Source organism: Ruegeria sp. AD11(2025) (genome assembly GCF_056542405.1).
On record NZ_JBQFZU010000004.1, the window covers coordinates 63,018 to 85,580 of the forward strand.

The 22,563-nt window shown below is 58.4% G+C and carries 22 protein-coding genes and 1 pseudogene; 11 read left to right on the forward strand and 12 right to left on the reverse strand.

What is annotated here, in order from left to right; all coding sequences use genetic code 11:
* Positions 1-39: 39 nt before the first annotated feature.
* Together ACR1XY_RS05420 and ACR1XY_RS05425 are read left to right on the forward strand one after the other, a co-directional pair.
* The gene (locus ACR1XY_RS05420; RefSeq protein ID WP_480590706.1) at positions 40-2,400 is read left to right on the forward strand and encodes a xanthine dehydrogenase family protein molybdopterin-binding subunit; all 2,361 of its coding nucleotides are present in this window, start codon (positions 40-42) and stop codon (positions 2,398-2,400) included.
* 94 nt (positions 2,401-2,494) lie between these two features.
* Entirely contained in the window at positions 2,495-3,286 is a 792-nt protein-coding gene (locus ACR1XY_RS05425; RefSeq protein ID WP_480590708.1) for an FAD binding domain-containing protein, read from the forward strand.
* A gap of 43 nt (positions 3,287-3,329) precedes the next feature.
* Here the strand turns inward: ACR1XY_RS05425 and ACR1XY_RS05430 are convergent, their stop codons facing one another.
* Positions 3,330-4,229: a MurR/RpiR family transcriptional regulator gene (locus ACR1XY_RS05430; protein WP_480590710.1), complete on the reverse strand. Its 900-nt coding sequence runs from the start codon at positions 4,227-4,229 to the stop codon at positions 3,330-3,332.
* Positions 4,230-4,317: 88 nt separating this feature from the next.
* Here ACR1XY_RS05430 and ACR1XY_RS05435 point away from each other — a divergent pair, with 88 nt between their 5' ends.
* Both ACR1XY_RS05435 and ACR1XY_RS05440 read left to right on the forward strand, forming a co-directional pair.
* On the forward strand, positions 4,318-5,097 hold the full coding sequence (locus ACR1XY_RS05435) for a beta-keto acid cleavage family enzyme (RefSeq protein WP_480590712.1): 780 nt from the start codon (positions 4,318-4,320) through the stop codon (positions 5,095-5,097).
* Entirely contained in the window at positions 5,094-6,410 is a 1,317-nt protein-coding gene (locus ACR1XY_RS05440; protein ID WP_480590714.1) for an aspartate aminotransferase family protein, read from the forward strand. The genes ACR1XY_RS05435 and ACR1XY_RS05440 overlap by 4 nt, the downstream gene beginning before the upstream one ends.
* Positions 6,411-6,740: 330 nt before the next feature.
* On the opposite strand, the gene ACR1XY_RS05445 is transcribed toward ACR1XY_RS05440, so the two are convergent.
* The 10 genes and pseudogenes from ACR1XY_RS05445 to cobA all read right to left on the reverse strand — a co-directional run bounded on the left by ACR1XY_RS05445 (position 6,741) and on the right by cobA (position 13,588).
* On the reverse strand, positions 6,741-6,881 hold the full coding sequence (locus tag ACR1XY_RS05445; protein ID WP_480590716.1) for a hypothetical protein: 141 nt from the start codon (positions 6,879-6,881) through the stop codon (positions 6,741-6,743).
* A pseudogene (locus ACR1XY_RS05450) lies at positions 6,881-7,084 on the reverse strand (SAVED domain-containing protein); the annotation flags it as partial. The pseudogene ACR1XY_RS05450 and the gene ACR1XY_RS05445, both read right to left, overlap by 1 nt.
* A gap of 63 nt (positions 7,085-7,147) precedes the next feature.
* Positions 7,148-7,459 (reverse strand): SAVED domain-containing protein, encoded by a 312-nt coding sequence (locus ACR1XY_RS05455; protein WP_480590718.1) that lies wholly within the window; start codon positions 7,457-7,459, stop codon positions 7,148-7,150.
* A gap of 503 nt (positions 7,460-7,962) precedes the next feature.
* Positions 7,963-8,553 (reverse strand): translation initiation factor IF-3, encoded by a 591-nt coding sequence (gene infC / locus ACR1XY_RS05460; RefSeq protein ID WP_480591083.1) that lies wholly within the window; start codon positions 8,551-8,553, stop codon positions 7,963-7,965.
* A gap of 117 nt (positions 8,554-8,670) precedes the next feature.
* Positions 8,671-9,504 (reverse strand): ferredoxin--NADP reductase, encoded by an 834-nt coding sequence (locus ACR1XY_RS05465; RefSeq protein ID WP_480590720.1) that lies wholly within the window; start codon positions 9,502-9,504, stop codon positions 8,671-8,673.
* 108 nt (positions 9,505-9,612) lie between these two features.
* The gene (locus ACR1XY_RS05470; RefSeq protein WP_480590722.1) at positions 9,613-10,020 is read right to left on the reverse strand and encodes a DUF934 domain-containing protein; all 408 of its coding nucleotides are present in this window, start codon (positions 10,018-10,020) and stop codon (positions 9,613-9,615) included.
* Positions 10,017-10,778, reverse strand: coding sequence for a phosphoadenylyl-sulfate reductase (locus ACR1XY_RS05475; protein WP_480590724.1), 762 nt, complete (start codon positions 10,776-10,778; stop codon positions 10,017-10,019). Before ACR1XY_RS05475 ends, ACR1XY_RS05470 begins: the two co-directional genes overlap by 4 nt.
* Entirely contained in the window at positions 10,768-12,432 is a 1,665-nt protein-coding gene (locus tag ACR1XY_RS05480) for a nitrite/sulfite reductase (RefSeq protein WP_480590726.1), read from the reverse strand. Before ACR1XY_RS05480 ends, ACR1XY_RS05475 begins: the two co-directional genes overlap by 11 nt.
* 65 nt (positions 12,433-12,497) lie before the next feature.
* Positions 12,498-12,812, reverse strand: coding sequence for a DUF2849 domain-containing protein (locus ACR1XY_RS05485; RefSeq protein ID WP_480590728.1), 315 nt, complete (start codon positions 12,810-12,812; stop codon positions 12,498-12,500).
* Positions 12,812-13,588: a uroporphyrinogen-III C-methyltransferase gene (cobA, locus tag ACR1XY_RS05490; RefSeq protein ID WP_480590730.1), complete on the reverse strand. Its 777-nt coding sequence runs from the start codon at positions 13,586-13,588 to the stop codon at positions 12,812-12,814. Before cobA ends, ACR1XY_RS05485 begins: the two co-directional genes overlap by 1 nt.
* Before the next feature lie 141 nt (positions 13,589-13,729).
* Here cobA and ACR1XY_RS05495 point away from each other — a divergent pair, with 141 nt between their 5' ends.
* Positions 13,730-14,209, forward strand: a complete 480-nt coding sequence (locus ACR1XY_RS05495; RefSeq protein WP_170324770.1) for an Lrp/AsnC family transcriptional regulator — start codon at positions 13,730-13,732, stop codon at positions 14,207-14,209.
* A gap of 6 nt (positions 14,210-14,215) precedes the next feature.
* Here ACR1XY_RS05495 and ACR1XY_RS05500 read toward each other — a convergent pair whose 3' ends face one another.
* A complete protein-coding gene (locus ACR1XY_RS05500; RefSeq protein ID WP_480590732.1) occupies positions 14,216-15,388 on the reverse strand; it encodes a cytochrome P450 in 1,173 nt (390 codons plus the stop codon).
* Positions 15,389-15,435: 47 nt separating this feature from the next.
* Here ACR1XY_RS05500 and ACR1XY_RS05505 point away from each other — a divergent pair, with 47 nt between their 5' ends.
* The 6 genes from ACR1XY_RS05505 to ACR1XY_RS05530 all read left to right on the forward strand — a co-directional run bounded on the left by ACR1XY_RS05505 (position 15,436) and on the right by ACR1XY_RS05530 (position 22,533).
* Entirely contained in the window at positions 15,436-17,169 is a 1,734-nt protein-coding gene (locus tag ACR1XY_RS05505; protein ID WP_480590734.1) for a sensor histidine kinase, read from the forward strand.
* Positions 17,166-18,395 carry a sigma-54-dependent transcriptional regulator gene (locus ACR1XY_RS05510; protein ID WP_480590736.1) on the forward strand — a complete coding sequence of 410 codons (1,230 nt, stop codon included), beginning with the start codon at positions 17,166-17,168 and terminating at the stop codon, positions 18,393-18,395. The genes ACR1XY_RS05505 and ACR1XY_RS05510 overlap by 4 nt, the downstream gene beginning before the upstream one ends.
* 368 nt (positions 18,396-18,763) lie before the next feature.
* Complete coding sequence (locus ACR1XY_RS05515) at positions 18,764-19,765, forward strand: DctP family TRAP transporter solute-binding subunit (protein WP_480590738.1); 1,002 nt, start codon at positions 18,764-18,766, stop codon at positions 19,763-19,765.
* A gap of 115 nt (positions 19,766-19,880) precedes the next feature.
* Positions 19,881-20,558, forward strand: a complete 678-nt coding sequence (locus ACR1XY_RS05520) for a TRAP transporter small permease (protein ID WP_480590740.1) — start codon at positions 19,881-19,883, stop codon at positions 20,556-20,558.
* Entirely contained in the window at positions 20,558-21,934 is a 1,377-nt protein-coding gene (locus tag ACR1XY_RS05525) for a TRAP transporter large permease (protein WP_480590742.1), read from the forward strand. Before ACR1XY_RS05520 ends, ACR1XY_RS05525 begins: the two co-directional genes overlap by 1 nt.
* Positions 21,935-22,221: 287 nt before the next feature.
* Positions 22,222-22,533 carry a DMT family transporter gene (locus tag ACR1XY_RS05530; RefSeq protein ID WP_480590744.1) on the forward strand — a complete coding sequence of 104 codons (312 nt, stop codon included), beginning with the start codon at positions 22,222-22,224 and terminating at the stop codon, positions 22,531-22,533.
* The last annotated feature ends 30 nt before the right edge of the window (positions 22,534-22,563 follow it).

The window sequence follows — 22,563 nt, forward strand, 5'->3', positions numbered from 1 at the left end:
ACGCTTCCGCCATTCGAGTATTAGGGAGGAGAACAAGCAATGCCCAAAGACAGTGGCATCGGAGCCAGTTCCAAGCGGCGCGAGGACGTACGCTTTCTGACCGGAGCGGGCAATTACACCGACGACATCAACGTACATGGCCAGGCCTATGTGCATTTCCTGCGGTCCGACATCGCGCATGGCCGGATCAAATCCGTGGACACTTCGGCAGCCGAGGGTATGCCCGGTGTGGTCAAGGTCTTCACCGGCAAGGATTTCGAAGGCGTGGGTGGGATGCCCTGCGGCTGGGAAGTGACCGACAAGCACGGCGCGCCGATGCAAGAGCCGCCGCACCCCATTCTGGCGCAGGGTAAAGTGCGCCATGTGGGCGATCCCATCGCCGCAGTTGTGGCCGACAGTCTGGAACAGGCCCGCGACGCGGCCGAAGCGATCGATGTTGATATCGAGGAACTGCCCGCAGTGATCGACATGAAGGCCGCCGCGCAGGATGGCGCAACGCTGGTCCATGACGATCTGAAGAACAACATCTGTTATGACTGGCAATTGGGTGAGACCGACGACGCCAAGGTGAATGAGGTCTTTGCCAATGCAGCCCATGTCACCACTCTGGATTTGGTGAACAACCGCCTGGTCGCAAACCCGATGGAACCGCGCGTGGCGGTTGGCGAATACAAGCGCGGCACAGATGAATACACGCTGTTTACAACATCGCAGAACCCGCATGTGATCCGGCTGTTGATGTGTGCCTTTGTTCTGGGCCTTCCCGAACACAAGGTGCGCGTGGTGGCCCCGGATGTGGGCGGCGGCTTTGGCACCAAGATTTTCCATTATGCGGAAGAGGCGTTCTGCACCTTCGCCGCCAAGGCATGCAACCGTCCGGTTAAGTGGACCTCCAGCCGGTCCGAGGCGTTCATGTCGGACGCCCATGGCCGTGACCATGTCAGCAAGATCGAACTTGCGCTGGATGCGGACAATAACTTTATCGGTTTGCGGACGAACACCTTTGCCAATCTGGGTGCTTATCTGTCGACTTTTTCCAGTTCGGTTCCGACCTGGCTGCACGGCACGCTGATGGCAGGCAACTACAAGACGCCGGTCATTCAGGTGAACGTGAAGGCGATGTTCACCAACACAGTACCGGTGGACGCCTATCGCGGCGCGGGCAGGCCCGAGGCGACCTTCCAGTTGGAGCGCGTCGTGGACAAGGCCGCGCGCGAACTGGGCGTCGACCCGATTGCCTTGCGCCGTCAGAACTTTGTCACCCAATTCCCCTATGACACGCCGGTGGCGCTGACCTATGACACTGGGGACTACAATGGGACGATGGACAAGCTTGAGGCCGCCGCCGATCTGGCAGGCTTTGCCGCGCGTCGGGCGAAAAGCGAGGCCAATGGCAAGCTGCGTGGTCTGGGCGTCAACTGCTACATCGAGGCTTGCGGTATCGCGCCTTCGAACATCGTTGGCATGTTGGGGGCTCGGGCGGGTCTCTATGATGCAGCGACTGTGCGTGTAAACGCCACCGGTTCGATCAGCGTCATGGTTGGTGCGCACAGCCACGGGCAGGGGCATGAGACCGCCTTCCCGCAGGTTGTGGCCGACATGATCGGCATCGACGAGTCGATGGTCGAAATCGTGCATGGCGACACTTCGAAGATCCCATTTGGTATGGGCACCTATGGTTCGCGTTCGCTGGCGGTATGCGGCTCGGCGATGGTCAAGGCGACCGAGAAGGTGATCGAGAAAGCCAAACGGATTGCGGCCCACTTGTTGGAGGCGTCTGAGGCCGATATCGAGCTGAAGGACGGTCAGTTCAGCGTCGCGGGCACCGACAAGTCGGTGGCCTGGGGCGATGTGACCCTGACGGCTTATGTGCCGCACAACTATCCGCTGGAGGTCGAGCCCGGACTGGAGGAGACCGCGTTTTACGACCCGGCCAACTTCACCTTCCCGGCCGGAGCCTATGCCTGTGAGGTCGAGGTTGACCCCGAGACCGGTCAGGTCACCATCGAGGCCTTCACCGCCGCGGATGACTTCGGAAACATCGTGAACCCGATGATCGTGGATGGTCAGGTGCATGGCGGCATCGGTCAGGGCATCGGGCAGGCGCTGCTTGAAAACTGTGCCTATGACGAGAATGGCCAGCTGCTGAGTGCATCCTACATGGATTACGCCATGCCGCGTGCGGATGACGTGCCGTTCTATGGTGTGGATCACTCCAGCCAAACGCCTTGTACCCATAACCCGTTGGGCGTGAAGGGTTGTGGCGAGGCCGGTGCGATTGGTTCGCCGCCAGCGGTGGTCAATGCGGTGCTGGATGCGCTGAACTCGGGTGGCAAGGCCGTCGATCACATCGACATGCCGGTAAGCCCGTCGCGCGTCTGGGCGGCGATGAACAGCTGACTGGTTGGGGTGCGAGGGGCCGGCCCCTCGCGCTACCCGGAGTATTTCCAAAAAGATGAAGGGCAGCAGAGTGCCTTTCGGAAAGGAAGACGAAATGTACAATTTCGAGTTTGAGAAACCCTCGACCATTGCGGACGCGGTTGCCGCTTTGGGGTCCGAGGATGCGCAAGCGCTAGGGGGCGGACAAACCCTGATCCCGACGCTGAAGCAGCGGCTGGCGTCCCCGTCGTCGTTGGTATCGCTGAGTGGGATTGCCGAGATGAAAGGGGTTTGTGTCGAGGATGACGGATCGGTGGCCGTTGGCGGGGCGACGACCCATGCAACCGTCGCCGCCGATGCGGCCAGCAGCTATCCGGCTCTTGCGGCGCTGGCAGGTCAGATCGGTGATCCCGCGGTGCGTAACCGGGGCACCATTGGCGGGTCGATTGCCAATAACGATCCGGCGGCCTGTTATCCGGCTGCTGTGTTGGGTTCAGGCGCGACCGTCGTCACCAATGCACGGCAGATCGAGGCGGACGACTTCTTTGAGGGTATGTTCTCCACCGCGCTGGACGAGGGGGAGATCGTCACTTCGATCCGATTCCCGGTGCCGGGCGCGGCGAGTTATCAGAAGTTCCTGCAGCCGGCCTCACGGTTTGCCCTTGTGGGCGCCTACGTGGCGAGGTTTGCCGATGGCGTGCGTGTTGCCGTCACCGGTGCAGGCGAAGATGGCGTGTTCCGCTGGTCCGAGGCGGAAGAAGCGCTGAACAAAGAATTCCGTTCGGATGCGCTGATGGATTTGCGCATCAACCCGGCCAACATGATCGCGGATCTGCATGGCAGCAAGGAATACCGTGCGCATCTTGTCGGAGTCATGACCAAACGGGCCGTCGAAGCCTGTTTATGAGACTCGGTAACTGAGAATTGCCCCGGTTAAAGGCCGGGGCTTTTTACGTGCGGCGCAGTCTTGGTGGTTTGGCGGGTTGCCAATAGGCTCCGGTGTCCTCACGCGCCTTTTGATAGGCTTCGATCCGCTGTCGGGCCGCGTCGCCTCCGGCATCGAAGAGGTGGCCCAGCAGGCACTCCAGAACGGCCATCGCTCCGGTGAAACAGGAAAACGGGTACAGGGCGCGGGTGCTGACGGTAAAGGCGACGTCGGGCTCGACCCCGGGCGCAATCACGTCGCTGTCCGAGATCAGGATCAGGCGCAACCCTCTGTGTTTCGCGAACCGCATCGATTGAATGGTGTCCGCGGAATAGGGGTGGACGGTGATGGCGACCAGGCAGTCCTTTTGATCGGCATCCAGTAGATCATCGGCGGCAGACCCGATATGGCGCGGCACCAGTTGGATGCCCGGGTGCGCCATGCGGCCGGTATAAGAGAAGTAGTACGCCAGCGCGTAGCTTGCGCGTGTCGCGGTGACGAAACACCTGCGGGATGTCGTAATGTGCCGGATGGCCTTGCGTGTCATGTCGGGCTTCATCAGACGCAAGGACCGGGTGACCACGTTTTGCTCATTCTGGGCCAGTTTGGACTGGATGTTACTGAAGGCGTCCTCGGATTGTAGTGTGTTCAGCCAATCCTGACCCAGTTCGCCTTCCCGGTCCGTGACCAAGGCGTTGCGGAACGGGGTGCGGAAGGCTTCGAAACCGTCAAATCCCATGCGCTGCGCAAGCCGGACCAGAACATTCGAACTGACGCCGATCCGGGTGGCCGTTGTACGGATCGGGTCCAGACCGAAATCTCCGGGGTGATCGATGATGTACTTGGCGGCGGCTTGTAGGGCCGAAGGCATCCGTTCGATATCCTGACGCAGGCGGTCAGTGATCTGGTTGGGTGTGTTTTCCATCGGAAAAGAAAAAACATATGTTTTGTGTTTAGCAAGTAAAAAACGACCAAGGTTAGATTACATGGCAGGTGTCATCCAAGGTATGAGCATGTCAGACACGCGAATAGATAACGAATCCTCCCGACGCCCTTATGTGCTGGTCGCTCCAAATGGTGCACGGCGGGGGGCTTCAGATCACTTGGAATTGCCGGTCTCAATTGATCAGATCGCGGACACGGCGCGTGCCTGTTTCAAGGTCGGGGCGCATGGGCTGCATCTGCATGTTCGGGACAAGCTGGGGCGGCACTCGCTGGACGCGGGTCAATACCTTGAAACGATGGCCGAACTGCGTCGGGGCGTTCCGAAGATGGATATTCAGATCACGACCGAGGCTGCCGGCGTGTTCGACGTTTCCGCCCAGTTCGCCTGTCTTGAAAAGGTGCGGCCGGATTGGGCTTCGGTGTCTGTCCGGGAAATCTCGCGGGCGCCCGAATTGGCACCACAAGTGTATGGGCTGTGCGCCGAACAGGGAACGCGGGTGCAGCATATCCTGTACGACGCGGATGACGCGGCCTTGTTGACACAGTGGCAAAAGGCCGGGATCGTGCGGGATAGTCAGGTGGATCGTATTTTGGTTCTGGGCCGATACACTTCAGGTCAACAATCCTCACCTCAGGATTTGGATCAGTTTCCCCAAGCCCCATCGCCTTGGATGGTTTGCGCCTTTGGTGCGCAGGAACATGCTTGTCTGGCGTATGCTGCCCGGCGGGGCGGAGACGTTCGGGTTGGCTTTGAAAACAGCCTGACCGATCAAAACGGAAAATTCTGGAAAGACAATGCCGCGTCGGTGACGGCGCTTGTTGCCATGTTGGAAGGGACAGTCGAATGAGCCACGTATTCCCGCGTCACACGAAATCAGACCTGCCTGTCGCCGCAGGGGGGGACGGATGCTATCTGATCGATGCGCAAGGCCGTCGTTACCTGGATTGTGGTGACGCCGCCGTGTCCTGCCTTGGCCATTCCAATCCGGCGGTAATCCGGGCGGTACAGGAGCAGGTAGAGAAAATCGCTTTTGCACATACGGGGTTCATGACGTCGGAACCGGCTGAAGCGCTGGCGGATTTGCTGGTCGAGCAGGCTCCGGGCGATCTGGATCGTGTGTACTTCGTCTCGGGCGGGTCCGAGGCGACAGAGGCGGCAATCAAACTTGCGCGGCAGTATTACCTGGAGATTGGTCAGCCCGAGCGGCGGCACGTGATTGCCCGGAGGCAGAGTTACCACGGCAATACTCTGGGCGCCCTGTCGGCTGGAGGGAACGAATGGCGGCGGGCGCAGTTTGCGCCGATGTTGATCGACATGACCCATATCGCGCCTTGCTATGAATATGCCGAGAAGCCAGAAGGCGAGAGTAGCCATGACTACGGTCAGCGTGTCGCCAACGAGCTGGAGGCTGAAATCCTGCGGCTGGGTTCCGAGACCGTGATGGCCTTCATGGCTGAACCGGTTGTCGGGGCCACCTTGGGCGCAGTGCCTGCGGTTGAAGGGTATTTTAAGCGCATCCGCGAGATCTGCGACCAGTACGGCGTGCTGCTGATTCTGGATGAGGTGATGTGTGGCATGGGTCGTACAGGGCATCTGTTTGCCTGCGATCATGACCGAGTCGCTCCGGATATCCTGTGCATCGCCAAAGGGTTGGGGGCTGGGTATCAGCCGATCGGGGCGATGATGTGCACCGGCAGGATTTACGATGCGATCCGCGACGGGTCCGGGTTCTTTCAGCACGGCCACACTTACATTGGCCACCCGGTCGCTACTGCGGCGGCATTGGCCGTTATCAGCGAACTGACCGGGCGTGATTTGCCCGCGAGGGCAGGTGTCATGGGGGAGAAACTGCAATTGGCGCTTGAGGCCGCGTTAGGACAACATTCCAACGTCGGAGATATTCGGGGCCGTGGCTTGTTCCGAGGCATTGAGCTGGTTGCGGATCGCGACAGTAAAACACCGTTCGACCCAGCGCTCGGCGTGGCAGGAAAGATCAAGAAGGCTGCGCTGGCCGAAGGTCTGATCTGCTACCCGATGTCCGGCACACGGGATGGGCGGTTGGGCGATCACATCCTGCTGGCACCGCCGTTCATCATTGAAGAGGCACAGATCGACGAGTTGGTCGGAAAGCTGAGCAAGGCAATATCAGCGGTGATCTGACGGACGAAAAAGAAAAGCCCCCTCGGATGATGATGCATTCCATAGGATGGAACACAAAATCGCAAGCTTTACAGTAAGCGAAGATGCTTAAGATATGGCCGCCTCGACACCGGACGCGGCCATATTTGGTTCAGTACATCGAACACCTTCGCGCATTAAGTGTTTCGAGGCTCCTCCCTTGGGATTTTTGCTATCCGATCGGACCTTCTCAAAATGGTGGTAAGTCTGCCTAAGGATCCGTTTTAAGGAGTTCCAGGCGACTTGCGATTAAATGACTCCAAGAGACATCGTAAGATGCGGTTTTAACGTCTAAAAATCGGTATTTCGGACTTATACACCAGCCAGAAGAAGCCTGTGAACGAACCCATCCTCTTTGGTTTGATCGTAGATTTCCATGTCGGGGTGGGCTTTAGGTTGCCAGGTGCGGCCGAATTCAACCGCGCAGGAAACAGGGATTGCTGGAAACACCATCACCTGACATCCATGCCATGCTCATTCTTGATTTCGTCAAGGGTTGAGAGGACTATCGTTCCAAAACGGCCCAAGTCGCCTTTTTGCCGGATAACTCCGTGTCGTTGCATATTGCTGCATATCTCCCAGATGGAAACGTCGCTACCAACTGCAGCGGCGATCCGATCGTCAGAAACGTGCGAGGTGATCGAGAGTTGCAGGGCAAGACATTTGGCCGCCTGAGTTCCCTTCGAACAAGAGAATTCGACTTTCGGGCCATCCTCAGGCTATGCCCATTGCGCAGGTTCACGGTGGCGCTCGTTAACATCGGCTTCCGAAACCTCAGAGGTGAGGCGCCCCGAGTCCATCAGGTGGGGGACCGGAGCCGGGCCAAACACCGACAGACGGCGAACCTCACCACTTTCGAAGCGGCCTTGGATCAACTTTGAAAATCCCTCTCGCAGAACTTCAGGATGAATGGACCAGTATGTCGGGTCACTGTCATTGAAGTGCATACCTCGGACCTCGATCTCGGCCAGCCGCCTTTCAGCCGGTTCCCGGTTCGGAATGATTGCATCCAAGCAATCTTCGAAAGGCACAGCTGTTTCGTTTGGACCAATCGGCGCCGAGAACTGTAAAATGTGGGACCTGCTGTCAAGTCCGGCCGAAAGCACTGTATCAACCCATTCTTCATGCTCTCGCTTCATTTTTAGAAGCAGTTTTCAGGGTAATCGCGCCATGTCATTTTGTCGTCGATGATGCGGCGGTGTATACCGCACATCAACATGAGGTTTTCGACACGGGCAGTGAGATGGTGCGATCGTTTTTCGTCGCCTTTGGGTCCGTTTGGATCAGGTGAAACGATGTGCGCGAGAAAATACTTGGTTCGAACAAATTTTTTCGCGTAGATTAACAGCTTTCGGTGCCCGAGAAAGTTCTCTCAGGAATTTCGCGTTGTGGTCCTGTCAGCGGTACATCAATTTCCTCTTCAAAATTAAAACCCTGCCGCGACTTGCGCGACAGGGTTTGTTGTAGGCGTGTCCCACCCCACGGAATCCGTCACTCGGATGAGGGGGTTTTGAATTTTCGGTCGATCAAGACCTTATTTCTGCGGCAGAGGCCCGATCATCATGATCATCTGACGGCCTTCCATCTTGGGCATGTTCTCGACTTTGCCCAGATCCTTTATGTCTTCGGCCACACGTTCCAGCAGCTCACGGCCCAGATTCTGGTGCGCCATCTCGCGACCGCGAAAGCGCAGAGTCACTTTGACCTTGTCGCCCTTTTCCAGGAACTTGAAGACATTCTTCATCTTGACGTCATAGTCATGGGTGTCGGTGTTGGGCCGGAACTTGACCTCTTTCACCTCGATGACTTTTTGCTTTTTGCGGGCTTCACTTTCGCGTTTCTGCTGTTCGTACTTGAACTTGCCGAAGTCCATGATCTTGCAGACCGGCGGGTTCGCGTTGGGCGAAATCTCGACAAGGTCAAGGCCGGCATCGGCCGCAAGTTGCATGGCTTTGGCGGGATGAACCACCCCGACGTTTTCACCTTCGGCGCCGATCAGGCGAATTTCGGGGGCACGGATCTTTTCATTGACGCGCGGGCCGGTGTCTCTCTGCGGCGGCGCGTTGTGAGGTCTGCGGGCTATGGGTTCATTCCTTTGATAATTGCAGAAATTCGAGCCCGGAATTTAGACTGCTGCGCGTCTTGATTCAAGCTCCAACCTTGCCGAAAGGGCTCAATTAATCAGGTTTAACAGCAGGTTTATGCGCGGGCCGCGGCCATTCCAGGGGCCCGCGCGAATGTATCAGCCGACAAAGGCCTTTTCGATCACGAATTCCTTGGGCTCGGAATTGGCGCCTTCGCGCAGACCGAACTCTTCCAGAATGGCTTTGATGTCCAGGTTGAAGGCCAGCGAACCGCAAACCATGGCGCGGTCGGTTTCCGGCTTGATGCCGCCCTCTATACCCAGATCGGCAAATACGGTGCCGTCTTTCAGCAGGTTTGTGATGCGGCCCATCTTGGGGCTGTCTTCCCGTGTGGTGGTCGGGTAATAGCGGATCTTGTCCGCAAAGCCTTCGCCCATCAGTTCAGCCAACATTTCATCCTGGCGGATGCTATCTATCAACTGGCGGCCATATTCCAGTTCCGCCACCTCGCGGCAGGTGTGAGTGATGATGACCTCGTCATAGTCTTCATAGGTCTGCGGCTCGCGCAGCAGTGAGGCGAAGGGCGCAAAGCCGGTGCCGGTGGCGAAGAACCACAGACGCTTGCCGGGCAGCAAGGCGTCATGGACCAGCGTGCCAACGGGCTTGGGGCGCAGGATGATCTGATCGCCCGGCTTGATGTGCTGCAGTTTCGAGGTCAAAGGGCCGTCCTGCACCTTGATCGAGTAGAACTCCAGCTCTTCGTCCCAGGACGGCGAGGCAATCGAATAGGCGCGCAGTAAGGGTTTGCCGTTGTCGCCAAGCAGGCCGATCATTACGAACTCGCCCGAGCGGAACCGCAGCGAGGCTGGGCGCGAAACCTTGAAGGAAAACAGGCTGTCGGTCCAGTGTTTGACGTCCGTTACGGTCTGGGCGTCCGGCAGAACGGGGGCCTTTACGGCGGTTGCTTCGGTCACGGGCTTCATCTCTGTCATCGTTTCACTGCCGGTCTGCTAAACCGACATCTCCGTTTAAGCTTTGATCCACATCAGGAAAAGGGGCAGATTGCCCCTTTCCTTAATTTAAGCTGGCTGTTGGCGGTCTTAGCCGCGCAGGCGAGCCTGATAGCTGTGGTCTTTCCAGTTTGCGCGGGCCAGCCACTGATCTTCGGGTTGACGGGCGGCCAGAGCATCGTCGATCTCGACTTCGTCAAATCCGCTGCGGCGCGCCATGGCGTATTGATCAGCCAGGACGTGTCCTTTGGCGCGCAAGCGGCCGGTATAACCTTTCAGGCGCAGTACACGTGCGATTGTAAAGCCACGACCATCGGCTGAGGACGGAAAGTCAACGCGCACCATCTGGGCATTGCCCAGACGGTCAATCAGCTCATCCGGGTCAATGTCCGAGGCCACATCCAGCGCGACCACATCATTGGCCGCGTCTTCCAGCGTGACAAAGCCGTCGGTCCAGTCATCGGGGGCAAACCCCGTATCCGATACGATTACGTTCATGTTTTCTCTCCGGCGCGCACCATCTTGCCATCGACAAAATGGATACCGCATTCTTCTTTGTTCTGATCGCGCCAGCGTCCGGCGCGGGGGTCTTCGCCCTCTTTGACCGGCGAGGTGCAGGGCGCACAACCGATCGAAGGGTATCCTTTGGCCACCAGCGGGTGCCGGGGCAAGTTGTTTTCGTCCATATAGGCGCGCACGTCCTCGGGCGCCCAATGGGCCAGCGGGTTGACCTTGATCCGGCCTGTGCCGTCCTCAACTTCAAAGAAGTCGAGCGTGGCGCGGGTGCCGGACTGGAACCGTTTACGCCCTGTGATCCAGCCGTCATACCCTGCCAGTGCCCGCTGTAGCGGGAAGGTCTTACGCAGGTTGCAGCACGCATCCATGTCCCGCAGACGCAGCGCGCCATAGGGGTCGTCGCGCTGCAAGTCTTCATCATCGGCGCGGATGATGTGAACATTTTTAAGGCCCAGACGTTCGCTCACCTCCTGCTGGTATTCCAGCGTTTCGGTAAACAGCATCTGAGTGTCCACGAACAGCACCGGGGTCATCTTGTTGACCACCGCCGCCATGTGCAGCAACACCACCGATTCCGCACCAAAGCTCGAAACCAGCGCAAGCTCGTCAATCTCCTCCAAAGCGCCATGCATAACGTCATGGGCGCTGTGGTGGCGGAACTGGGCGTTCAGCGCCTCGACCCTTTCGGTCAGTTCGCTTCGGTCTTTACCCAGTTCCGTCTGGATCAGGTCAAGCGGCATTAGCCTGCGCCTCGGGGTAGAGGGCCGCCTTGAACGGCGCCATGCCTACCCGACGATAGGTCTGCAGGAATGTTTCCTCGTTGCTTTCGCGTTGCTCCAGATACGTGTCGACGATGCGCTCAACGGCGGGCACGATCTCGTCATAGGCAAAGCCAGGACCGGTGCGGTCGCCAATGGCTGCATTCTCGGTGCCGTCGCCACCCAGAGTGATCTGGTAGTTTTCGACGCCTGCACGATCCAGACCCAGGATGCCGATATGACCCACGTGGTGGTGACCACATGCGTTGATGCAGCCCGATATCTTGATCTTCAGGTGACCGATATCATGCTCCAGCTTCAGGTCTTCGAAGCGGGTCGCAATTTCCTGCGCGACCGGGATCGAGCGTGCGGTGGCCAGCGCGCAGTAGTCCATGCCGGGGCAGGCGATGATGTCGCTGATCAGGCCGATATTGGCGGTCGCCAGTTCGTACTCCTTCAGCTTCGCGTGGATCGCGGGCAGGTCCGACTTGTGGACATGCGGCAGGATCACGTTCTGCTCATGGCTGATACGCAGCTCGTCATAGGCGAACTCTTCGGCCAGATCGGCCATTACGCGCATCTGCTCGGCAGTTGCATCACCCGGCGTTGCACCGTGCTTCTTGATCGAGATCGTGACAATCGCGTGGTCCGCATTTTTGTGCGGCGCGATGTTGGTGTCGACCCACGACCGGAAGACCGGGTCATTGGTGTAGGCGCTCTCGAACGACGCAACCGAGCCTTCGCGGAAGGCAGGTGCCGCGAAGTGGCTCTTGATCTCTTCCAGCAGGTTCATGTCGGCGCCTTTGAACTGCGGGCGAACCTGCAGGAAGCGCTCGTTAACCTTGGCGCGGATGGTGTCGATACCGTTTTCGTGCACGGTGATCTTGATACGCGCTTTGTATTTGTTGTCGCGGCGACCGATCTGGTTCCACACGGAAACGGTGGCTTCCAGGTAGGCCAGCAGGTCGTCAAAGGCGACGAATTCGGACAGCTCTTTACCGATCATCGGGGTACGGCCCAGACCGCCACCCACGATAACGCGGGCACCCAGAATGCCGTCACGCTCGACCAGTTGCAGGCCGATGTCATGCGCCTTGATCACGGCGCGGTCGTTTTCCGAGCCGGTGATGGCGATCTTGAACTTACGCGGCATGAACTGGAATTCCGGGTGGTCGGTCGACCACTGGCGCAGCAGTTCGGCATAGGGGCGCGGATCGGCGACCTCATCCGCGGCGGCACCGGCGAAATGGTCGGCGGTCACGTTGCGGATGGTGTTGCCCGAGGTCTGGATGGCGTGCATGCCAACCTCGGCCAGCGCGTCCAGCATATCAGGCACGTCATTCAGTTTCGGCCAGTTGTACTGGATGTTCTGGCGGGTGGTGAAGTGGCCATAGCCCTTGTCCCACTTTTCAGCCAGCAGGGCCAGTTGGCGCATCTGCGCGCTGTTCAGGGTGCCATAGGGGATGGCGACCCGCAGCATATAGGCGTGCAGCTGCAGATACAGGCCGTTCATCAGGCGCAGGGGCTTGAATTCGTCTTCGGTCAGCGAGCCGTCAATGCGGCGCTCGACCTGCGCGCGGAACTGCGCGTTACGTTCTGCCAAAAATGCTGTGTCGAACTCGGAGTAGCGATACATGATTAGCTGTCCTTGATTGCAGCCCCGAACCTTGGGGCCTTGAAGGGGAGAGAGAGGGCCGAGGGTCAGGCCCGGGGCTGCGTTGCTGTTTCCTGCTTGCCATGGGCATAGTTCGAGGGTCCGGTGCGGCGGAACTCCTCACGGAAATGGGTGGGTTCGGGGCCGTTTTCGCCTGCGGTGGCATCGGCCAGATAGGCACCGACGATCTTGCTTGCCTGACGGGTGGCATCCAGCAGACGGACCTGTGCGTGGGCCTCATCCGTGATCAGCTCAGCCTCGGAGAGTTCACGCGACCAGCGATCATCTTCAGTCAGGTAGATAACGTCGCCTTCCAACAGATCGTTGGCGGTGACCACTTTGGGGGTAAAAGCGCGGGCCATCAGGCGTGCTCCTTCTTGAATTCGGTCAGGGCCTTGGCCGCTTGGCGTGGGGCGAGGCCGTAAAAGGTCAGGGTGGGGCCGTCCATTTCGGCGGCGTTCAGATCGGTGGGCAACTGGTCCAGCGTCGTGGCCAGAATGCGTTGATCGGGGCGTGAGGCGTTTTCCACCAGTGTCACCGGCGTATCGCGGTCGGCGCCATGCATGATCAGGCGACCCTGAATGAAACGGGCGGATTTCTTGCCCATATAGATCGCCGCGACAGAACCAGCGCGCGCTAGCGCGGTCCAATCGTGATCAGCAAAGCCTTTCATGTCGTGGCCGGTCAGAAACCGCACCGAGGAATTGCGTCCACGGCGGGTCAGGCTTTGACCGATCCCAGCAACCGCAGCCGATGCCGCGGTGATGCCGGGTACGATCTGCCAAGAGATGCCAGCAGCCTCGACCGCTTCGATCTCTTCATCCAGACGGCCAAACACAGTGGGGTCACCGGATTTCAGGCGCACGACGTGGTGGCCCTTCACGGCGTAGTCGACCAGCAGTGCGTCAATGTCTTCCTGTTTCCACGAGGGGCCGAACCCAGCTTTTCCCACGTCAACCAATTCAGCTGTTCTGCCGGCTAGTTCCAGAACCTCGGCGCTGATCAGACGGTCATGCAGAACAACATCAGCACGCTCTAAGGCATTCAGCGCCTTGAGCGTCAGCAATTCCGGATCGCCCGGACCCGCGCCGACGAAGTCGACGTGACCTGTGCCATCATATGAATGCGTAGCTTGCATGTTACGTTCCGCTTGGTTTGACTTGACCTGCAATATAGGAAATATTCCCGGTATTACGCCATATGGGCGCTCAAATAAGAACAAACGTTCCGTCATTGCTTTGATCTGGGACGCGAGTTTCGAAACGAAGGAAAAATTGGAATGTCGGTGCGGATTGATGACACGGATCGGAAAATTCTGGTCGAGCTACAGCGCGATGCCAGCCAGTCGCTGGACGAAATAGCCGCCCGCGTCGGCAGTTCCAAGACGCCGGTCTGGAATCGAATCCGCAAGCTGAAAGGAGCCGGAGTCATCGGTCAGCAGACCGTTTTGCTGGACGCCGAGGCGCTGGGTTTCGAGGCGACATTCTTCGTTCTGATCCGCACCTCGGAACATGAGGCAGAGTGGCAACGCAAGTTCCTCAAAGCCCTGCGGGATCGACCGGAAGTGCAGGAGGCGCACCGGCTGGCCGGGGACATTGATTATATCCTCAAGGTCCGGGTCAAGAATGCGCGGGCCTATGACGAATTCTACCAGACCCTGATTTCCGAAGTGCGTGTGCACAACGTGACCGCACTGCTATCGATGGAAGAGATAAAGTCCACCACCATGCTGCCGCTGAACGCGCTGATCGAAAGCTGAAACAAGTCAGACCTGTACCATCAACCGGGTCAGGCCGTGGAAGTGGTAGGTGTTCGAGTATTCCGGTTCCGCTACAAGGCGCAGGTTCGGGTGGCGTTCGAACAGCGCCCTCAGGGCAATCCGCATTTCCAGCCGTGCCAGCGGGGCACCGACACAGAAATGCAGCCCGCCGCCGAAACTGGTATTGGTCACGATCGGCCGAGCGGGATCAAAGCGGTCTGGATCGTTCCAGACCGAAGGGTCTCGGTTGGCCGCCCCTAGCAACAGCGCAACCTCATCGCCGCGTTTGATTCTGTGGCCGAATAACTCGACCTCCTTATAGGCATAGCGGGTAAACATATGCAGCGGAGGGTCGAAGCGCAGGATTTCCTCGACCAGACCGTGCAGTTCCCAGGACCGAGGGTCGAGGCCCAATTGCAGAACCGTCTTCACGCCGTTGCCCAGCGAATGAACAGTGGCTTCATGCCCAGCGTTCAGCAGCAGAATGCAGGTGGCGACGAGCTCGTCGCGTGAGAGTTTCTCGCCATCCTCTTCAGCGGAAGTCAGGCGGGTGATCAGGTCGTCCTGAGGGTCAGCGCGACGTTTTTCGACGTAGTCGCATAGGAAAGCGGTGAAATCCTGTGCGGCGGTTGCGGCGGTGTCCTCGGTTTCTCGCGTGCGGCTGGCCTGATACATCGCCACCATGGCATGAGACCAACGTAACAGATCGGGGGACATCTCCTCGGGCACGCCCAACAGGCGGCAGATTGTGATCACGGGAACCTGCGTACAGAATGCACTCAGCAGGTCAAAGCGGGTATCCGGAAAGTGGTCGATCAGGTCGTGACTGAGATCGCGAATGGACGGCTCAAGCGCAGAGATAGCGCGTGATGTAAAGGCCCGCATGACCAGCGCCCGCAGGCGTGTGTGGCGGGGCGGTTCAGCTTCCAGTAACGAATGCGCCTCGACATTCAGCCACGGCGCCAGATGGGCGGGGCCGGGGCGCTGCAACTCGGCAGGGGCCTCGCGGCCGAAACGGCGATCCTTCAGCAGAGCCTGCACAGCCCGGTGTGAGACAGCCGCGACTTTTTGGTAATCTTCCCAATAAACAAGGTCCCCATACGCGCGAGCCTTGTTATAAAAGGGGTAGGGGTTTTGCACGAAACCCGGATCTACCGGGGATTGGAGTACCGTCTTCATGCGGTGCAGACTTGCCATGCGGCGCGCTGAATGCAAGACCCTATACTATGCAACGGGTTTGGGTGATCCTGGGATTTCTGTGTGCTGTCGGGCTGTTGTCCGCCGGGGTCTGGTCCTATGGCTATAGGCAGGCGCTGTCTCAGCTGAGCGAAAAGGCCGAGGCCGATCTTGAACTGGCCGCTGACCGGCTGAGCACGCAGATGCAGGTTTATCAGGAACTGGCTGTGCTGATGGCAAAGCACCCAGCCCTTCGAAAGCTTGAAACCCTGGAACAGCAAAGCACGGCCCGGGAGATACTGTTGGATGTGGCGGACAAGACTGCGGCTGTGAACATGATGTATCTGGACCGAACCGGAGAGGTTCTGGTTTCGGCGCAGCCCGTCGAACAGGACAACATGACCGGGCACCCCGCTTTTCAGCGTGCATTGCAGGGGGCGTTGGGCAGCGCGCATGGTGTGATGCCAATCAGCGGCGACCGGATCTACTCCTATGCGGCCCCGGCGTTTGATACCTCAGGCCGGGTCGAAGGCGCGCTGATGGTAGTAGCCGATGTACAGGATGTGGAACAGACTTGGCGTGGCAGCACCGAGGCCGTGTTCTTTATTGATGGGAACGGTGTGGTCTTTATCTCGAACAGGTCTGACCTGTTGTTCTGGCACCGTGCCGATGGGCAACAGGGGCTGACACCGCCAGAGGGCGGTAAGGTCGATTTTTCCTCGACCCAGGTCGGGCCACATGAACTGTGGAAGCTCAACTGGGGTCGCTACCTGCCAAGCCGCGCGTTGCACCTGATGCTTGATTTGCCGGTTATCGACATGACGGCTGAGGTGTTGGTGGATGTTGCGCCCGCCCGGCGTCTTGCTGGATTGCAGGCCGCAACCGTCGCTGCGATCTGTCTGGCTTTCGGAGCGTTGCTGTTTCTCGCAACCGAGCGCAGGCGTACATTGACCGAAGCCAACGCGGTTCTGGAAAGTCGAGTCGCGCAGCGTACCCGCGCCCTGACCGCCGCAAACACGGCCCTGCGCCGCGAGGTTCATGAACGGCAGGAAGCGGAAACAGCACTGAAGCATGCGCAGGAGGAGCTTATTCAAGCTGGCAAGCTGAGTGCTTTGGGGCAGATGTCCGCGGGCATCAGTCATGAGTTGAATCAACCCTTGATGGCGATCCGGCAGTTTGCCGACAACGGGGCGGCGTTCCTGTCCCGAGGGCGTGAAGAAAAGGCCGCTGAAAACCTGACTCGCATTTCCGACATGGCCGCTCGGATGGCACGGATCATCAAGAACCTGCGCGCCTTTGCCCGCAACGAAAGTGAGCCGATGGGCAAGGTTGATCTGGTGCAGGTGATCGAAACGGCTGTGGAGTTGACCGAGGCGCGGCTGCGCGCTGAAGGAGTGACCTTGGACTGGCATCCGCCCAAAAAACCGGTCTATGCGTGGGGAGGCGAGGTACGGCTGGTTCAGGTCTTTGTGAACCTGATCAACAACGCTGCAGACGCAATGAGCCAGCAGGATAAGCGCCTAATCCGCATTGCGATCGAGGCTGGTGAAAGGCTGACCGTTACGGTGCGCGATATCGGTCCGGGCATCGAAAACACCGAGAAACTGTTCGAACCCTTCTATTCGACCAAGGCGGTAGGATCGTCCGAGGGGATGGGGCTTGGTCTTTCGATCTCCTACGGTCTGGTCCAGAGTTTCGGGGGGAATATTCGCGGTTCCAACGCGCCGACCGGTGCAATGTTTACCGTTGAACTTGAATACTACCGTGAAGATGAGGTGGCATGACCCGCAAGGTTTTATTGGTTGACGATGACGCCGCTGTGCGTGAGGCACTGGCGCAGACGCTGGAACTGGCCGACTACGCGCCGGTCACAGCGGGATCGTTCGTTGCCGCCAAAGATCAAATCCGTGCCGATTTCCCCGGTGTCATCGTGTCGGACATCCGTATGCCCGGGCGGGATGGCTTTCACCTTTTGACCTACGCCCGCGAAATTGACCCTGAACTGCCCGTCATCCTGTTGACCGGAGAAGGAGATATTCCCATGGCGGTTCGGGCAATGGGACAAGGTGCTTTCGATTTTCTCGAAAAGCCATGTGCCGCAGCCGACCTGTTGGAGGTTTTGAACAGGGCTTTTGATGCGCGTAAGCTGGTACTGGAACAGCGCACGCTGAAACACGAATTGGAACGCGGCGACCCCGCCGCGCGCCTGTTGTTCGGATTGTCCGCTCAGGCCGAAGCATTGAGAGAGCGGGTGCGGGCCGTTGCCCCGACCGGGGCCGAGGTTCTGGTCACCGGCCCTGCAGGCAGCGGGATTTCCAAAGTGGCCGAAGTTATGCATCTGATGTCGCCGCAGGGACAAGGCCCTTTTGTAAAAAGGCCGTCGTCCGGTCTGACCCCCGATGCGTTAGTTCAGGTTTGTGAGGATGCGGCCGGAGGATCGCTGTTTCTGGACGAGATCTCTGCGATGCCCGAAGCCACTCAATACGCCGCGCTGGAGGCGGTCGAGCAAGGTATTGGCGCGCGGATACTGGCCGGCACAACTGCTGATCTGGCCGCCTTGTCGGCAGAGGGGCGGTTTCATGCGGACTTGTTCTATCGGCTGGACGTGATGCGGGTGCGTATCCCGTCTTTGGCTGAGCGACCCGAGGACATTCCGGTGATCTTTCGACACTATGTAGAGCAGGCGGCCGAACAGGCAGGCATCGCGGAACCCGAGATTTCGTCCGAGCATCTGGCGTTGTTGATGACCAGCGATTGGCCCGGGAACGCCCGGTCGCTGATGTCCGCGGCCATGCGGTTTGTACTTGGGATGCCGGAAGAGGTTGCGCAGGCCGCCGATCTTGGGTTGAGCGAGCAGATGGCACGGGTGGAACGGTCTTTGCTGATTGCTGCACTGGGGCGGTTTAACGGTAAGGCCTCGGACGCCGCCAAGGCGCTGAAGCTTCCGCGCAAAACTTTCTATGACAAGCTGGCCCGGTATCAGATTCGTCCTGAAGACTACCGCAGATGATCGAAGGGCTTCAGCCACTTTGATCGCATTTTCATGCGGTTAGTAGTGTCCGAAAAGGAAGGCCACAGGCGTGGGCTGCAGCTGACGCAATGTAGCAGGCGAGTGATTCTGTGACTCGATTCAGAAGGCGTGCGGAAATCCGCACAGCGAGCTTCTTGCATGTGCGAAAATTCGCACATCGAGTCATGGTGCCGAAAACGTGACGATGCGAGACGGCTTTTATGCGATTGTTACAAAAGGAAAAAACAGAACACAGCGAGAGTCGTAATAAATCGTTGAGCCGCATCCACTGATTCGGTTCACTTCCCGGCACGAGGCGCTGTTTCGGCGCCCTTTGGAAAATTGAGGAAGTCTGGGAGGAAAAACAGATGAAATTCCTGACAACGGCTGCAACCGCAGTCGCGCTCACCGTAACTGCGACCGCCGGTATGGCCGCCTGTGATGACGGCGAGATCGTCGCAAAGTTTGCGCACGTAACAAACAGTGACAAGCACCCCAAAGGTATCGCGGCATCGCTGCTGGAAGCGCGTGTCAACGAAGAGATGAACGGTGTCTTATGCGTAGAGGTCTATCCGAACTCGACGCTCTACAACGACGACAAGGTGTTGGAAGCAATGCTGCAGGGCGACGTCCAACTGGCCGCTCCGTCGCTGTCCAAGTTTGAGAAGTTCACGAAACAGTTCCGTCTGTTTGACCTTCCGTTCATGTTCAAGAACATCGATGCCGTGGATGCGTTCCAGGCCTCGGCTGAAGGACAGGCGATGAAAGACAGCATGCAGCGTCGCGGCCTTCAGGGGCTGGCTTTCTGGCACAATGGCATGAAGCAGATGTCGGCCAATAAACCGTTGGTAGATCCTGCCGATGCAGAGGGTTTGAAGTTCCGCGTACAGTCTTCGGATGTTCTGGTGGCGCAAATGGAAGCCATCGGCGGCAGCCCGCAGAAAATGGCATTCTCGGAAGTTTATGGCGCACTACAACAGGGCGTTGTAGACGGGCAGGAAAACACCTGGTCGAACATCTACGGCAAGAAGTTCTTCGAGGTGCAGGACGGCATTACCGAGACCAATCACGGTATCATCGACTATCTGGTCGTGACCTCGGTTGACTGGCTGGACAGCCTTGACCCCGAAGTGCGCGAACAGTTCCTGACAATTCTGGCCGAGGTCACTGAGACCCGGAACAAGGAAGCCTTTTCTGTGAACGAAGCCGCCAAAGCCTCGATCACAGATGCTGGCGGTATCATTCGCGAACTGGATCCTGAACAGCGTCAGGCTTGGGTCGATGCGATGAAACCGGTTTGGGACAAGTTTGCCGACGACGTTGGTCAGGACAAGATCGACGCTGCTCAGGCGATCAACGCCGGGTTCTGATCCTGAAAAAAGCCGCGTGTCCGAAGACCGGATGGTCACCGGAGCGAAGGTGGGGCGGGCCCCCCGAAGGCCCGCCTGAAATCACTCTCATCACATAAATTGCGGGGACAATGAGATGTCTGGTGCGAAACCCGGCCAAGGCGGGCTGACCGACCATATCGAAGAAACCCTGATTGCGTTGCTGCTAGGCCTCATGACGGCCGTGACATTTGCCAACGTAATCGCGCGGTTCGTTTTTAACTCCAACATTCTGTGGGCGCTTGAGCTGACAGTGTTTACCTTTGGCTGGCTGGTTTTGCTGGGCGCGTCTTATGCGGTGAAGAAACACGCGCATCTGGGCGTCGATGCCATACTAAACATGCTGGCCCCGGCACCGCGCCGGATTTTGGCGCTGATAGCTGTTGGCTGCTGTCTGGTGTTTTCGCTGCTGATGCTCAAAGGTGCGTATGACTATTGGGCCGTGTTTGCCGATCTGCCGCCCACTTCGGGCCGCTGGTTCCCGACCGGGTTTAATTTTGATGCACGAAGCCAGAGTTTCTACGAAGTTGACGACATCCCCATGGTCGCCCCGCTGCGGTTTCTGGAAGAAATGATCAACTACGGCGAGTCCTACGAGAAGCTGCCCAAGGTTGTTCCCTATTTCATTCTGCCGCTGTCGATGCTGCTGTTGGTGATCCGTTTCGCGCAGGTCGCTGTACAGATCTGGCGCGGTGAGACCGACCGTATCGTCGCCAGCCACGAAGTCGAGGACGAGGTCGAAGAGGTCCGGGCTCAGCAAGGAGAGCATGACTGATGGACGTAGTACTTCTTTTCTCGATGGTCATTGGCCTGCTGCTGATCGGCGTTCCGATTGCGGTGGCTCTGGGCCTCAGTTCGACGCTGTTCCTGCTGATTTATTCCGATAGTTCGCTGGCATCTGTCGCGGGTACGCTGTTTGAAGCGTTCGAAGGGCACTTTACCTTGTTGGCGATCCCGTTCTTCATTCTGGCCTCGTCCTTCATGACGACGGGCGGTGTGGCGCGGCGGATCATCCGGTTCTCGATTGCCTGTGTTGGGCATCTGCCCGGTGGTCTGGCGATTGCGGGCGTGTTTGCCTGTATGCTGTTCGCGGCACTGTCGGGGTCGTCCCCGGCGACTGTGGTCGCCATCGGTTCAATTGTCATCGCCGGTATGCGGCAGGTTGGCTATTCCAAGGAATTCGCTGCTGGCGTGATCTGTAACGCCGGTACGCTGGGCATTCTGATTCCGCCGTCGATTGTGATGGTTGTCTATGCGGCAGCCGTTGAGGTCTCGGTCGGGCGCATGTTCCTGGCGGGCGTCATTCCGGGCCTGATGGCCGGTCTGATGCTGATGATCACCATCTATGTCATGGCCAAGGTCAAGAACCTGCCAAAAGGCGAATGGAAGGGCTGGGGCGAGGTCATAACCTCGGCACGTGAAGCCGGTTGGGGCCTGTTCCTGATCGTTATCATTCTGGGCGGTATCTACGGTGGTATCTTCACACCGACTGAAGCTGCTGCGGTTGCGGCGGTCTATGCCTTCCTGATTGCAAGCTTTGTCTACAAGGACATGGGACCGCTTAGTACGGAAGAGGGAACGGAAAACGTTCCGCTGCTTAAGAAACCCTATGCGCTGATTACTGCATTCATTCACCCGGACACAAAACACACGCTGTTCGAAGCCGGCAAGCTGACCGTCACGCTGCTGTTCGTGATCGCCAACGCGCTGATCCTCAAGCACGTGCTGACGGACGAGCAGGTACCGCAGCACATCGCCAACGCGATGCTGTCTGCGGGTTTGGGTCCTGTGACTTTCCTGATCGTGGTCAACGTGATCCTGTTGATCGGTGGCCAGTTCATGGAACCGTCAGGCCTGCTGGTGATCGTGGCCCCCCTGGTGTTCCCGATTGCGATCGAGTTGGGTATCGACCCGATCCATCTGGGTATCATCATGGTGGTGAACATGGAGATCGGGATGATCACACCTCCGGTCGGACTGAACCTGTTCGTGACGTCGGGCGTGGCGGGAATGCCGATGATGAAGGTGGTGAAGGCGGCGCTGCCGTTCCTGGCCGTGCTGTTCGTCTTCTTGATCATGGTGACGTATATCCCGTGGATTTCGACCTTCCTGCCCAACACATTCATGGGGCCGGAAATCGTGACCAACTAACGGGTTTCGACAAACCAAGATTGAGCCGGGTCCGTGCAAGGGCCCGGCTTAATTCGTTCAGGTGTCATATTTCTGCAATTAGTGCTGAACCCTGCCAACAGCTTCGAACGCGCGGCGGCGGCCACAGGGGTGCTAGTACCCGGGACATTTTAGGTATGTGACTGTTTTCAGTCAAAAGCGCTTAGACCCTTGAACGCCGTGTGCGAGTTCTTATCTCTGGGTCAGAGGACGACCTCCCCACAATGGGTGATCATTCGGGACGACCCGAACAGGATTGAGGTGTCCTGATGTCTTGGATTTTCCTGTTATTTGCTGGCCTGCTTGAAATTGTGTGGGCGGTTGCCATGAAACAATCGGCCGGTTTCACCCGGTTGTGGCCAACTGCCATCATGGGTGTGTCCATGATCGGCTCTTTCGGGTTGCTGGCGCTTGCGATGCGTACGTTGCCGCTTGGAACGGCATACGTCATCTGGACCGGTATCGGTGCGGTGGGTGCGTTTCTGGTTGGCGCGATGTTCCTGGGGGAGGCTCTGACCCCATTGCGTATCGGTGCCGCGATCCTGATCGTGTCCGGCCTGATCGTCATGAAGATCGCGTGATCGGGCAGGTTGTATCAGACATTCCTGCTG